Genomic DNA, 12,990 nt, shown 5'->3' with positions numbered 1-12,990 from the left:
CCCCTCCGCGGCGGCTCCGGAACGTGACCGCACCCCCGTGGCGGTCAGCTTTTGGCAGCGCCGTTCAGGCCGGCAAGCGTGGTCACTGGCAGGTCGGCCAGACCCAGCTGCCGGGCCTTGGCCATCAGCTCGTCCAGCTGCCCGGATTCGCCCGGCATGAGCTTCATCAGCAGGGCGGAGACGGTCAGGTTCCGCACGTCGGACGTGGACACCGAGCCCAGCACCTTCGTGAGGTCCTCGGTGAAGGAGCCGGCGCCGTCCAGCCAGGGCCCGGCCAGGGCCTGGGCGGTCTGGGAGCTGCCCATGAACCCGTCCACGGCCCGGCCCATCGACATCGCGCCGACGATCCGGTCGAAGAACGCCGACTCCCCGCCGATGATGCTGATGTCGGCGCTCTCCAGCCCCGTCGCCAGCACGGTGGCCTGGGCCTCCGCGACCTGGCGCTGCACGTCCAGCCCGGCGAGCCGGATCTCCTTCTCCGCCTCCAGCCGCAGCCGGTACTCCTCGTGGCCGCGCGAGGCCTCGTCCAGGGCGGCCATCGCCGCGGCCTTCTCGGTCAGGCCCTCCGCCTCCGCCTTCAGCTTCTCGCCGATGGCGGTCGCCTCGGCCAGCGCCATCTCGCGGGCGCCGTCCGCCTCCGCCTTCAGCCGGGCCGTCGTGGCCCCGGCCTCGGCCCGGCCGGTCTTCTCGATCGCGTCCGCTTCCCTCACCCGTACGGCGACCGCGGCCAGGCCCTCGGCGGCGGCCTCCGCCTGGATGCCCTCGGCGAGACGGATCTTGGCGCGAGCATCGAGGTCGGCGGTCTTGTTGCGGGCCTCGGCGAGGGTGAGCTCCTCGGCCGCCCGGTGCACAGCCGCCTGCTCGGCCGCCTCCGCGGCCTTGATGTCCTTGACCAGCCTCTCCTGCGCCTCGGCCTCGGCCCCGATGACGATCGCCTGCCGGGTCCGCTCGGCCTCCTCCACCACCCGCAGCCGCTTGATGGACTCCTCCTGCTCGGCGACCGTACGGTCCACCGCGATCCGCTCCCGCACGACCTCGGCGATGTCCCGCTTCTCGGTCTCGACCTCCTTGTCGGCCGCGATCCGGCTCAGCTGGGTCTCCCGCTCCCGCGCGATGACCTCCAGCAGACGGTCCTTCTCGATCCGCTCGTTCTCGACGGCGATGACCCGCTCGCGGTTCTTCTGCGCGACGGCCACCTCACGCGCCTGGTTCTCGCGCTGGATGCCGAGCTGCTCCTCCGTCTTGAGGAAGGCGCTCTGCGCCCGCAGCCGCTCCTCCTCCACCACGCTCGCGGTCTGCGCCTCCTCCCGCGCCCGCACCGTCTCGATCTCGCGGCGCTGCTTGATCTCCGCGTCGGCCTGGCGGCGCTCCAGCTCCAAGATGGCCTCGCGGGCGTCGACGTTCTGGCGGGTGAGCTCCTTCTGCTCGTGCTGACGGAACTCGTTGGTGCGTACGCTCTCGATGGCCGTCAGCTCGGTGATCTTCCGGATGCCCTGGGCGTCGAGGATGTTGCCGGCGTCCAGCTGGGAGAGCGGGGTCTGCTCCAGGTAGTCGATCGCCGCGTCCTCCAGGCTGTAGCCGTTCAGATCGGTGCCGATGATGTGGATGATCCGGTCGCGCAGTTCGTTGCGCATCGTGTAGAGGTCGGTGAAGTCGAGCTGCTTGCCGACCGTCTTGAGCGCCTCGGAGAACTTGGCGTTGAACAGCTCCTGCAGGGTCGCCTTGTCCGAGGCCCGCTGCGTACCGATGGCCTGAGCGACCTTGATGACGTCCTCGACGGTCTTGTTGACGCGCACGAAGAACGAGATCCGGATGTCGGCGCGGATGTTGTCCTTGCAGATCAGACCGTCGCGGCCGGTCCGGGAGATCTCGATGGTCTTCACCGAGATGTCCATGACCTCGGCCTTGTGGAGCACGGGCAGCACCACCTGCCCGGTGAAGGTCACATCGACCTTCCGCATCTTCGAGACGATCAGGGCCTTGCCCTGCTCGACCTTGCGGAACAGCCGGGTCACCACGAGCAGCGCGGCGATCACCAGGACGAGAACGACGATGACGAGCGTGCCGAGGCCCAATGAGATGGCATCCATGAGGAATCCCCACGTGAGAAGTCGAAGCTGAGAAGCCCGGGAAGGCTGAGAAAGGCGGCGGATCAGCCGCGCGGGTCGAGCGCCGCATCGAAGGGCGCGACCCAGAAGAACTCGCCGGCGTCGTCGTACGCGTAGAGCAGCGCGGTGCTGCCGAGCGTGAGCGGATCACTGCCGTGCTGGCGGACCTGGACGATCGCGGTGGCGCCGTCCCCTGCCGTGACCTCGGCCTGGCCGAAGCCCGCGTCCACCCGCCCCGTGCGGATGGCGCAGGTCAGACCGACGAAGTCCAGCCGGGACGGCCCGGGTTCGTCAGGGAAGAGCTTCGCCAGGGGCCGTACGACCAGCCGCGTCACGCGCCACGAGAGAAGCAGCGACCCGAACAGCAGCACGGTGCCGAGGAAATGAACCAAGGCGCTGGGCCATCCAGTACGGGCGAGAAGTGCGGAGCCGTACAGGTTCGTGAACCAGGCCAGGGCGATCAGCAGCGACGCCGACAGGGTGACGGGTACACCGCCGAGGCCCAGAGCGCCGCCGTCCAGATCGGAGTCGAAACCGTCGTGATCCGCGGCTCCGCAGAGCACAAGCAGCCAGAAGCCGAGCACCACCATCAGGGCGGCGGTGAACAACACGGTGGGAAAGCCAAGGGCGGCAGTGATGAACTCATCCATGAGCTTTCCCCCTTCCTCATGCGTCGCCTTCGGCCGGAACGCCGGTTTCCGGTTTACGGCACAAAGCTCGGCTCCCCCTCCGGGCACAGCCCATCCTGCCCTGCACGCAGGCTTGTTCACATTGCCGGTCGTCGGCAATCTTTATGCTTCTTTAACGCCGACGTGCTGATGCCCGGCTTTCAGTGGCCTGCCCGCGCACCGGGTCATGGCTGGTGAGTTCGCAGGTGAGCTTGCCGTGGAGGTCGGCGCTGGGGTCGTTGAGCCCGATGAGCTCGACGTTCTTGCCGCGCTGCGCGTACTTGGTCTCGATCGCGTCCAGTGCGGCGACGCAGGAGGCTTCCCAGATGTGGGCCGCGGTCAGGTCGATGACGACCTTGCCGGGGGCGCCTGGTGTTACCGGCGGGCGGCTGCGGCCATGACGAGGCCCGTGATGAGCAGGGCCAGGCCGATGATGAGTACGGGGAGGTCGGGTCCGGGCAGGAAGTGCATCGCCACACCGGCCAGGGTGAGCGGTGCGCCGATGGCGGCCAGCACCTTCCCGATCTGTCTTTCCGACATGGGTTGCTCCTTGTTCGGCGCTGGGGGCGGTGAGGCAGCCGAAGAGGTGCTGCCTGTGACGAAGGCGGCGAGTGCCCCGGTGAGCAGGGCCCAGGCCGCCGCCGTCCAGCCGTAGCGGGTCCCGCCGATCAGGACCGTGGCCGCAGCGACCGTCGCACCGGCCGCCATTGCCCGGGAGTTCGTGGCGAACGCCCACTGCCGTCGGGCGCTGCCCGGATGCCGGAGCTCGGTGATGGCGGTGCGGATGACCAGGGCGGCGATGACGATAACGGGGGCCAGCAGTGAGGCATCGCCGGCGGCCATCAGGTGTGCTGCCCGTCCGTACGAGCGGCGGTGCCCTCGGTGTCCGCTGTGTCGTGCTGGTAGATGTCGGGGATGCCGTCGTGGTCGGCGTCGATGTTCTCCGCCTCGTACAGGCGCCGGTAGACGGTGTTACGCCTGCGCAGCAGGACGGCCGCGAGGACGGCGGCGATCAGGGAGGCGACGAGGACGGCTGCCTTGACGTGCTCGGCGGTCTGGCCGCCGGGGAAGGCGAGTTCCCCGATCAGGAGGGCGACGGTGAAGCCGATCCCGGCCAGCACCGACAGGCCGAGGACATCGGCCCAGGCGAGGTCGGGGTTGAGCTGGGCGCGGGTGAAGCGGGCGGCCAGGTAGGTCCCGGCGAAGATGCCCACCGTCTTGCCGACGACCAGGCCGATCACGACACCGAGGGGTTCGGGGCTGGTGAACACCGCGCCCAGGGCCGGGCCGGAGATGCTCACCCCGGCGGCGAACAGCGCGAACAGCGGCACCGCGATGCCCGCGGAGAGCGGGTGGATCAGGTGCGAGACCCGCGAGGCGGGTGAGACCTCTTCGTCCTTGTCGCGGGTGGTGCGCAGGATCAGGCCCATGGCGACTCCGGCGACGGTGGCGTGGACGCCGCCGTTGTACATCAGCGCCCAGATCGCCAGCCCGAGGGGCACGTACCACCACCAGCCGCGCACCCGCAGCCGCTGGAGCAGGTAGAAGAGGACCAGGCCCGCGAAGGCTCCGGCGAGGGCCCACAGGTTCAGGTCGGAGGTGAAGAACACCGCGATGATCAAGATCGCGCCCAGGTCGTCGACCACGGCCAGGGTCAGAAGGAAGGCGCGCAGCGCGGCCGGCAGGTGCGTGGACAACACCGCCAGTACCGCGAGGGCGAAGGCGATGTCGGTGGCCATCGGAACCGCCCAGCCCGCCCCACTTCCCCCGCCCGCCATGACGGTAGTCAGGTAGAGGGCGGCGGGTACGGCCATCCCGCACAGGGCGGCAATCACCGGCAGTGCGGCGGTGGCCGGGGTGCGCAGTTCGCCGACGACGAGCTCGCGTTTGAGCTCGATTCCGGCGACGAGGAAGAACACGGCCAGCAGCCCGTCGGCCGTCCAGTGGCCCACGGACAGGTCCAGGCCCAGGGCCGGTATCCCGAAGTGGAAGTCGCGTACGGACGTATATGCCGCGCTCCAGGGACTGTTGGCCCAGGTCAGCGCGAGGACGGCTGCGCCGAGGAGGATCAGCCCGCCCACGGTCTCGGTGCGCAGGGCCCGGGTGATTGCCTGCCGTTCGGGCAGGGGTAGCAAGCCGAGGAAGGGGGAGCGGGTGCCGGCCATGGCAGTGGGCCTCCGGTGTGTCAGCGAGAAGAGGGCACACTGCCCCCAGGACGCCGACCAGACTTCCCGGCACACCGCGCGCCTTTTCCTGACGCGTTCTTTACACCGTATCCACCGGGGAGCAGGGCTGTCTGCCCCGCATCGCCCCTCAAGATCACATCGGTGTCAGGTTGTGATCAGCCCTGGCGGGAGGCACAGCACCAGGCAGCAGTTGCCGCGGTCTCCGGCCGGGCTCGCGGGTCAGGACGCGGCAGGTGCGCTTTGGTGCAGGCGTGTGCGGAGCGTTTCGGCGAAGTCCTCGGCGCGGGCCAGCTGGACTCGGAGCTTGTCGACCTGCTCGGTGGCGGCCTGCTCGTACTCGCGCACGCGCTTCAGCAGGTCCTCGCGCTCGTCGGCGTCGAGGCTGGTCTCGTTATCGAGGCGGTCGGTGGCGTCCAGGAGGTCGCGCATCTGGTCGAGGGTGAAGCCGAGCGGCTTCATCCGGCGGATGACCATGAGGCGGGCGACATCGCTCTCGGTGTAGAGGCGGAAGCCGCCCTGGGAGCGGGCCGAGGGGGCGACCAGGCCGGTCTCCTCGTAGTGCCGGATGGTGCGCAAGGACAGCTCGGTCCGCGCGGCGACTTCACCGATCTGCATGTGCCTGTCGTCCACGCCCGCGGTCCTGGCCCTTCTCGTCGTGGCGGGCCGCTTCCTGCGCAGGCCCACCGATCTCTACTCTAACGTTAAGGTAGAGTTGCTCTTGTGCGGCGGCCTGTGGCCTTTCCCCTGCTGCCGTGTCGGGGCCGATGGTGCTCCCGGCGAAGACCCGATTCTTGCAGGAGCCAAGCGTGCGCGAGCCCATGACGCCCAGCGCCGCCGCCTGCCCGCCGTGACGCTTCGCCCCGGATGCGAGCTGCCCGGCCGCGTACTGCGCAGGCCCGCCGCATCCTCCCTCCCGATCTTCCGGCCCGCCTGATTCGGGCCGACCGCGGAGTGCCGACCCGGCCCCTCCGCGCTCTCCCGCACACCCCGGCCCTGCCCAGAGCAGGTGTGCCCGAGCACGACAGGTACCCGATCCCTTGTCTTCTGCTTCCCTGACGTCCCCCGTCGCGCGCCTGCGCGGTCTGCGCCCCGACTGGCTGTCCGACCCGAAGGTCTGGCGCACGGAGGTCCTCGCGGGCCTGGTCGTCGCGCTCGCGCTGATCCCCGAGGCGATCTCGTTCTCGATCATCGCCGGGGTCGACCCCGCCGTCGGTCTGTTCGCCTCGTTCACCATGGCCGTGGTCATCTCGATCGTGGGCGGTCGGCGGGCGATGATCTCGGCGGCCACTGGCGCCGTAGCCCTGGTGATTGCCCCGCTCAACCGCGAGCACGGTTTCGGCTACCTCGTCGCCGCCGTCATCCTGGCTGGCGTCATTCAGGTGGCGCTCGGCGCGCTTGGCGTCGCAAAGCTGATGCGGTTCGTGCCGCGCTCGGTGATGGTCGGCTTCGTCAACGCCCTCGCCATCCTGATCTTCATGGCCCAGGTCCCCGAGATGCACGACGTCCCGTGGCCCGTCTACCCGCTGATCATCGGCGGCCTGGCCCTGATGGTGTTCTTCCCGAAGGTGACCACCGTGATCCCGGCGCCGCTGGTCTCCATCGTCATTCTGACCGTCATCACGGTCGCGGCCGCGATCGCCGTGCCGACCGTCGGCGACAAGGGCGCCCTGCCGTCCTCCCTGCCCGTCCCGGGCCTGCCCGACGTGCCGTTCACCCTCGACACCCTGACCACCATCGCCCCGTACGCCTTCGCCATGGCGCTGGTCGGCCTCATGGAATCCCTCATGACGGCCAAGCTGGTCGATGAGATCACCGACACCCACTCCTCCAAGACCCGTGAGTCGATCGGCCAGGGCATCGCCAACATCGTCACCGGCTTCTTCGGCGGCATGGGCGGCTGCGCCATGATCGGCCAGACCATGATCAACGTGAAGGTCTCCGGAGCCCGCACCCGCCTGTCCACCTTCCTGGCCGGCGCGTTCCTGATGGTGCTGTGCATCGTCTTCGGCCCGGTCGTCTCCGACATCCCCATGGCCGCCCTGGTCGCCGTCATGGTGATGGTGTCGTTCGCGACGTTCGACTGGCACTCCATCGCCCCCAAGACCCTCAAGCGGATGCCCGCCGGCGAGATCGCCGTCATGGTCATCACCGTGATCTGCGTGGTCGCCACCGACAACCTCGCCATCGGCGTCGTCGTCGGCTCCGTCACCGCCATGGTCATCTTCGCCAAGCGCGTCGCCCACCTCGCCAACGTCACCGCCGTCACCGACCCCGACGGAACCACCGTCGTGTACGCCGTGACCGGCGAGCTGTTCTTCGCCTCCTCCAACGACCTCGTCGGCCAGTTCAGCTACGCCACCGACCCCGACAAGGTCGTCATCGACCTGTCCGCCGCCCACATCTGGGACGCTTCCTCGGTCGCCGCCCTGGACGCCATCGAGACCAAGTACGCCCAGCGCGGCAAGACGGTGGAGATCATCGGACTGAACGACCCCAGCGCCGACCTCCACGGCAAGCTCACCGGCGAACTCACCAGCCACTGACCCAGCCGCCGCGAAACCGAAGGACCCCGGAGCCACGGCCGGGGTCCTTCGTCTTCTCACAAACGACCGCCGTCTGGCTTTGTTCACGAATTCCGGCAGGGATTGTTCAGTGCTTCGGGAGGCACCCGGTTCAGGTCGAAGCCGATGTTCACCAGAACCGACAGCACTGGCAGCGGGCGGGCGAGGTGACGACCTGGGGTCCCTCTAAGGTGGCCCGACGGGGGCCGGTTGTTCGATACCGGCCCGGTCAGGAGGGCGTCAGAGTGTCGGAGTCGGAGCAGGGACTGGCCGAGGTGCAGCGTGCGCACTGGCAGCAGACCTACGGCGCGCATCCCGGCATGTACGGCGAGAAGCCCTCCGAGCCGGCGATCCGTGCCGCTGCCGTCTTCCGGGCCGCCGATGCCCGCGAGGTGCTGGAGCTAGGTGCTGGCCACGGCCGTGACGCGCTGCACTTCGCCCGTGAAGGCTTTTCCGTGATGGCCACTGACTTCAGCCCGGTCGGTCTCGATCAGCTGCGCGAGGCCGCCGCGGCCCAAGGCGTGGCCGGGCTGGTCACCACGGCGGTTCACGACGTCCGCGAGGCTCTGCCGCTCGCGGACGCCTCGGTGGATGCCGTGTTCGCTCACATGCTGCTCTGCATGGCGCTGTCCACCCAGGAGATCCACGCCCTGGTCGCCGAGGTACGACGGGTACTGCGGCCTGGCGGGGCCTTCGTCTACACCGTTCGTCATACCGGGGACGCCCATTACCAGGCCGGTACCGGGCACGGAGACGACATCTGGGAGCACGGCGGCTTCGCCGTCCACTTCTTCCCTCGCGACCTGGTCGACGGCCTCGCCGAAGGCTGGACTCTGGATGAGGTCGCCCCGTTCGAGGAAGGCGGGCTCCCCCGGAGGTTGTGGCGCGTTACCCAGACCGTCCCCCGGTGAGTGCTGCGGGAGCCCAGTGCTGTCCAATCTCGTGAACAATTCCTGCCCGCCAGAGCCCCTGAGCCCCGTCCGTCCTCGCGTCAAAACGCTGCCCGTTCTCGTGGACAAAGCCAGCCGTCGCGACAGCGTGCCTCACGCCTCTGCCTCGCCCTGTGCGGGACGAATCTCGGAGGCAAGGCCCATATGCGCGGTGGAGGCCGAAGCCACCCTGCGGTGCGGATCGCCGGCCGCGCGGCTGAGACCTGCTACGTCACGCGGCCCTGATCCCCGCGCAGCCCATCCGGGCATGCCGTCCCTCTGCCGTCACTTGATGATGGGGAAATGGATGTCACCGAGGTTCTGCTGCCCGGTGTGGGTCTGCGCTACGAGTTCACCAATCACCGCGGTGACCGGGTCGGGGTGGTGGCCAGGCGCACGGGTGAATTCGACCTGGTCCTTTACGGGGAGGAGGACCCGGACGAGGGAAGGCCGGTGCTGCAGCTCAACGGTGAGGAGGCGGACACGGTCGCGGAGATTCTTGGGGCTCCGCGGATCGCGGAGCGGTTCGCCGACCTGACGAAGGAAGTCCCGGGGCTGATGTCCGGGCAGGTCGAGGTGCGGGCGGGCAGCGTGTACGACGGCCGGCCTCTGGGCGACACGCGAGCGCGGACTCGGACCGGCGCGTCGATCGTCGCGGTTGTCCGGGGTGAGGAAGTGATCGCCTCGCCCACACCTCAGGAGCCTCTTCGCGGCGGGGACGTGCTGGTGGTGATCGGGACCCACGAGGGCATCGCGGGTGTGGAACAGATCATCCGGGGCTGAGCCCCGTGCGGACGCCGGTCGCGCTGCTGCTCGAGCTCGGCATCATCCTGGCCGCCCTGAGCGTGCTGGGGACGCTGGCGCGGCGCTTCACGCTCTCGCCGATTCCGCTCTACCTGCTGGCCGGCCTCGCGGTCGGCAAGGGCGGCATCGCGCCCGTGCCTGCCGCCGGCGAGTTCGTCGAGACGGGCGCGGCCATCGGAGTGGTCCTCCTCCTGCTCGCCCTGGGGCTGGAGTTCTCTCTGCCCGAGTTCGCGGTCGGCATGCGGCGGCACGTGCCGTCGGCCCTGGTGGACCTGGGGCTGAACGCCGCACCCGGGGCGGTCGCCGGATGGCTGCTGGGAATGGACGGCGTCGGGATCTTCGCCCTAGCTGGCGCCACGTACATCTCCTCCTCCGGCATCGTTGCCCGCCTTTTGGAGGACTTGCGGCGACTGGGTAACCGGGAGACACCGGCGGTTCTGTCGGTGCTCGTCATGGAGGACTGCGCCATGGCCCTCTACCTGCCGGTGCTCGCCGTGCTCGCGTCGGGCGGCCAGTGGTGGCAAGCGGTCCTCGGTGTACTTGCGGCCGTGGGCGCCGTCATCGCCGCCTTCACCGTCTCCTACCGGTGGGGCCACCATGTGGGCCGTCTCGTCTCCCACCCGGACGCCGAACAGTTGCTGCTGCGGGTGCTGGGCTTGACCCTGATCGTCGCCGCCCTCGCCGAGGCCGTCCATGCGTCGGCCGCAGTGGGTGCCTTCCTCGTCGGCCTCACCCTCACCGGAGAGACCGCGACCCGTACCCGCGCGGTGCTCAGTCCGCTGCGCGACCTCTTCGCGGCGGTGTTCTTCCTGGCCATCGGGCTGTCTGTCGACCCCGCCGACCTCGTGCCCGTTCTGCCCGCGGCCCTGGCGCTCGCGGCGGTCACCGCCTTCACCAAGGTGGCCACTGGACGGTTCGCCGCCGCACGCGACCACGTGGGCCGGCGTGGTCGACTGCGCGCCGGGACCGTGCTCATCGCCCGGGGCGAGTTCTCTCTGGTGATCGTCGGGCTCGTCGGAACGATGCAGGGCTCGCTCGGCCCCCTGGTGACCGCTTACGTCTTCATTCTGGCTTTCGCCTGCCCGCTCCTGACCCGCCTCGCCGGCACCATCCCTCTCGGCAAGCCCCGTCCACCCGGTGCGAAAGACAGCACAGCGTGACCGCAGTCCCGCTTCCATCCCGGGTCGCGGAGCAGGAGGCGTGGCCGTCGCTCATGGGCGGCCGACGGTGCCGGAGTCGTCCATCGCGTCCATCGCTTGCGGCTGTGCCGGAATCAGGCCCGGCTTCAGCACCTCAGGCATCTGCTGCTTGCGGCCGCGTCCGGTGAGGAAGGTCGCGATCGGTTCGGTGTAGCGGGCGGTCAGCGGGCCGACGATGACCAGGACCAGCACGTAGGCGGTGGCCAGCGGCCCGAGAGAGGGCTCGATGCCGGCGGTGACGGCGAGACCGGCGATCACGATGGAGAACTCGCCGCGCGCCACCAGGGTCCCGCCGGCGCGCCACCGTCCCTTGACGGAGATCCCGGCGCGGCGTGCGGCCCAGTAGCCGGTGGCGATCTTCGTACCCGCCGTGACGACGGCCAGGGCGAGCGCGGGCAGGATGACCGGGGGGATGCTGGCGGGGTCGGTGTGCAGGCCGAAGAAGACGAAGAACACGGCGGCGAACAGGTCCCGCAAGGGGCTCAGCAGACTGTGGGCGCCCTCCGCGACCTCCCCCGAGAGGGCGATGCCGACGAGGAACGCGCCGACGGCGGCGGAGACCTGGAGCTGCTGGGCGATGCCCGCGACCAGGAGGGTGAGGCCGAGGACGACCAGGAGGAGCTTCTCGGGGTCGTCGCTGGAGACGAAGCGGGAGATGACCCTTCCGAAGCGGACGGCCAGGAAGAGGACCAGCCCGGCCACGCCGAGGGCGATGGCGAGGGTGGCGCTGCCGGCGGCCAGGCTCACTCCCGCGAGCAGGGCGGTGATGATCGGCAGGTAGACGGCCATCGCGAGGTCTTCGAGGACCAGGATGCTGAGGATGACCGGGGTCTCGCGGTTGCCGAGGCGCCCGAGGTCGCCCATGACCTTGGCGATGACGCCGGAGGAGGAGATCCAGGTGACGCCGGCCAGGACGACCGCGGCGACCGGGCCCCATCCGAGCAGGAGGGCCATGCCGGCGCCGGGCAGGGCGTTGAGGGTGAAGTCGACGAGACCGGCCGGGTACTGGGTCTTGAGGTTGGAGACCAGGTCGCTTGCTGTGTACTCCAGCCCGAGCATGAGCAGGAGCAGGATGACGCCGATCTCGGCCCCGATGGCGACGAACTCCTCGCTCGTGCCGAGCGGCAGGAGTCCGCCCTTGCCGAAGGCGAGGCCCGCCAGGAGGTAGAGGGGTATGGGGGAGAACTGGAACCGTCCGGCGAAGCGGCCCAGCAGGCCCAGGGCGAGGATGATCGCGCCGAACTCGATCAGGAAGACAGCGGAGGAGTGCATACGTCACTCCCGGCCGAGAATCGCGGCGGCGGCCTCGACGCCCTCGCGGGTGCCGATCACTATGAGGGTGTCCCCGCCGGCCAGCCGGAAGTCGGGCCCGGGGGAAGGTATCGCCCCGGCCCGTCGCAGCACGGCCACGATGGACACGCCAGTCTCCGTTCGCATGCGGGTGTCACCCAGCACCCGCCCGTTCCAGTGGGAGATGGAGGACAGCTCGATCCGCTCCGCCACCAGCCCCAGGTCGGTCGTGGAGAGCAGGTTCGGGCTGTGGTGCGAGGGCATCAACGCGTCGATCAGCGCCTCCGTCTCGCCGCCGGTCAGCTTCACCGACAGCGCGCACTCGTCCGGGTCGTCCCGCCGGTAGGCGTTCAGCGTTCGGGCACCGTCCCGGTGGGCGATCACCGACAGGCGGCGATGCTCACGAGTGGTGAGGTCGTAGCGGACCCCTATGCCCGGCAGCGGAGTACGGCTCACGCGGGGAACAGGCACGGAAGACCCCCAGGTTTCTGACGTTGTCGGCGGAAGATGGAGGTGGACAGTGCACCTCATGTCGTCACCCTATCCCTGCGCTAGTCAGCCGAATCGGTGAAGAATTCGCCTGTGGAAGGTGCCGCGGCTCCGATGGAGGAGGCGGTGCGGCGGGACGGTTTGACGGCGAATCATGCCGCGCCGTCGTTCGGCTGATTTCTGGCCTGTGCCCGTTCCTCCCCGGCTCCGGCATCATGGCGGAGGCCTCCAACGGCGGAGGCCAGGGCGAGGGAGGAATCGCGTGGTGCAATGGAGGCGTCTGAGTTCCGGTGCCCGCCCTGTGCCCCACCCCGTCGCAACCCCCTCGGTGTGGGCAGCCTCAGGGGTCGTGGCCCTCGTCGTGGTCACCGTCCTCAACTACCTGAACGGCCAGGGCGACCCCACGATCGATCTTCTCCTTCTGTCCGTGCTGTGCGCCGTACTGAGCACCGGAGCCCGGCTCATCGCCGCACCGGGCACAGCCCTGGTCTGTTGGCTCGCCCTCAACGGCTTCGCCACACCACCCATGGGCGAACTGACCTGGTCCGCCGGCTACGACCTGGGCCGCCTCGGATGCCTCCTGGCGGCGGCGAGCATCGGAACCGCCATCTCCCGCATCGCCAACGCCCGCGCCGCCTACCGCCGCCTGACCCTCCACAAGTCCACGGGTTCCTGATCACTTCGGGTGCCGCAGGATGACCTGTCCTGATCCTGCCCGGTACGCACCCGAGAGCGCATTGCCGGAGACCGGCAGTC

General features: G+C 69.6%; 12 protein-coding genes and 1 pseudogene. 5 read left to right on the top strand and 8 right to left on the bottom strand.

Going from position 1 to position 12,990, the window contains the following annotated elements; translation table 11 throughout:
- Positions 1-44: 44 nt before the first annotated feature.
- The 6 genes and pseudogenes from OG276_RS16510 to OG276_RS16485 form a co-directional block, all read right to left on the bottom strand.
- Positions 45-2,090 (bottom strand): flotillin family protein, encoded by a 2,046-nt coding sequence (locus tag OG276_RS16510; RefSeq protein ID WP_266906171.1) that lies wholly within the window; start codon positions 2,088-2,090, stop codon positions 45-47.
- Between the two features lie 62 nt (positions 2,091-2,152).
- Positions 2,153-2,758 carry a hypothetical protein gene (locus tag OG276_RS16505; RefSeq protein WP_266906169.1) on the bottom strand — a complete coding sequence of 202 codons (606 nt, stop codon included), beginning with the start codon at positions 2,756-2,758 and terminating at the stop codon, positions 2,153-2,155.
- A 151-nt stretch (positions 2,759-2,909) separates the two neighbouring features.
- Positions 2,910-3,134: pseudogene (locus tag OG276_RS16500) on the bottom strand (hypothetical protein); the annotation flags it as partial.
- A 17-nt stretch (positions 3,135-3,151) separates the two neighbouring features.
- Positions 3,152-3,619: a hypothetical protein gene (locus OG276_RS16495; protein WP_266913449.1), complete on the bottom strand. Its 468-nt coding sequence runs from the start codon at positions 3,617-3,619 to the stop codon at positions 3,152-3,154.
- Entirely contained in the window at positions 3,619-4,941 is a 1,323-nt protein-coding gene (gene nhaA, locus OG276_RS16490; RefSeq protein WP_266906167.1) for a Na+/H+ antiporter NhaA, read from the bottom strand. The genes OG276_RS16495 and nhaA overlap by 1 nt, the downstream gene beginning before the upstream one ends.
- Positions 4,942-5,181: 240 nt before the next feature.
- The gene (locus tag OG276_RS16485) at positions 5,182-5,592 is read right to left on the bottom strand and encodes a MerR family transcriptional regulator (protein WP_266906165.1); all 411 of its coding nucleotides are present in this window, start codon (positions 5,590-5,592) and stop codon (positions 5,182-5,184) included.
- A gap of 407 nt (positions 5,593-5,999) precedes the next feature.
- Between OG276_RS16485 and OG276_RS16480 the strand changes: the two genes are divergently transcribed.
- The 4 genes from OG276_RS16480 (at position 6,000) to OG276_RS16465 (ending at position 10,416) form a co-directional block, all read left to right on the top strand.
- Complete coding sequence (locus tag OG276_RS16480) at positions 6,000-7,505, top strand: SulP family inorganic anion transporter (RefSeq protein ID WP_266906163.1); 1,506 nt, start codon at positions 6,000-6,002, stop codon at positions 7,503-7,505.
- 263 nt (positions 7,506-7,768) lie between these two features.
- A complete protein-coding gene (locus tag OG276_RS16475; RefSeq protein ID WP_266906161.1) occupies positions 7,769-8,434 on the top strand; it encodes a class I SAM-dependent methyltransferase in 666 nt (221 codons plus the stop codon).
- 321 nt (positions 8,435-8,755) lie between these two features.
- On the top strand, positions 8,756-9,235 hold the full coding sequence (locus OG276_RS16470) for a cation:proton antiporter regulatory subunit (protein WP_266906159.1): 480 nt from the start codon (positions 8,756-8,758) through the stop codon (positions 9,233-9,235).
- 5 nt (positions 9,236-9,240) lie between these two features.
- Positions 9,241-10,416: a cation:proton antiporter gene (locus tag OG276_RS16465; protein ID WP_266906157.1), complete on the top strand. Its 1,176-nt coding sequence runs from the start codon at positions 9,241-9,243 to the stop codon at positions 10,414-10,416.
- Between the two features lie 51 nt (positions 10,417-10,467).
- Here the strand turns inward: OG276_RS16465 and OG276_RS16460 are convergent, their stop codons facing one another.
- Entirely contained in the window at positions 10,468-11,727 is a 1,260-nt protein-coding gene (locus OG276_RS16460) for a cation:proton antiporter (protein ID WP_266906155.1), read from the bottom strand.
- A 3-nt stretch (positions 11,728-11,730) separates the two neighbouring features.
- Entirely contained in the window at positions 11,731-12,216 is a 486-nt protein-coding gene (locus OG276_RS16455) for a cation:proton antiporter regulatory subunit (RefSeq protein WP_266906153.1), read from the bottom strand.
- A 367-nt stretch (positions 12,217-12,583) separates the two neighbouring features.
- On the opposite strand from OG276_RS16455, the gene OG276_RS16450 reads away from it, so the two are divergent.
- Complete coding sequence (locus OG276_RS16450) at positions 12,584-12,910, top strand: hypothetical protein (RefSeq protein WP_323182337.1); 327 nt, start codon at positions 12,584-12,586, stop codon at positions 12,908-12,910.
- Positions 12,911-12,990 lie beyond the last annotated feature (80 nt).

The organism is Streptomyces sp. NBC_00086 (assembly GCF_026343255.1).
In the GTDB taxonomy this organism is placed as follows: Bacteria; Actinomycetota; Actinomycetes; order Streptomycetales; family Streptomycetaceae; genus Streptomyces.
Note: the sequence above shows the minus strand (reverse complement) of the source record. Positions and strands in the feature narration are given on the sequence as shown.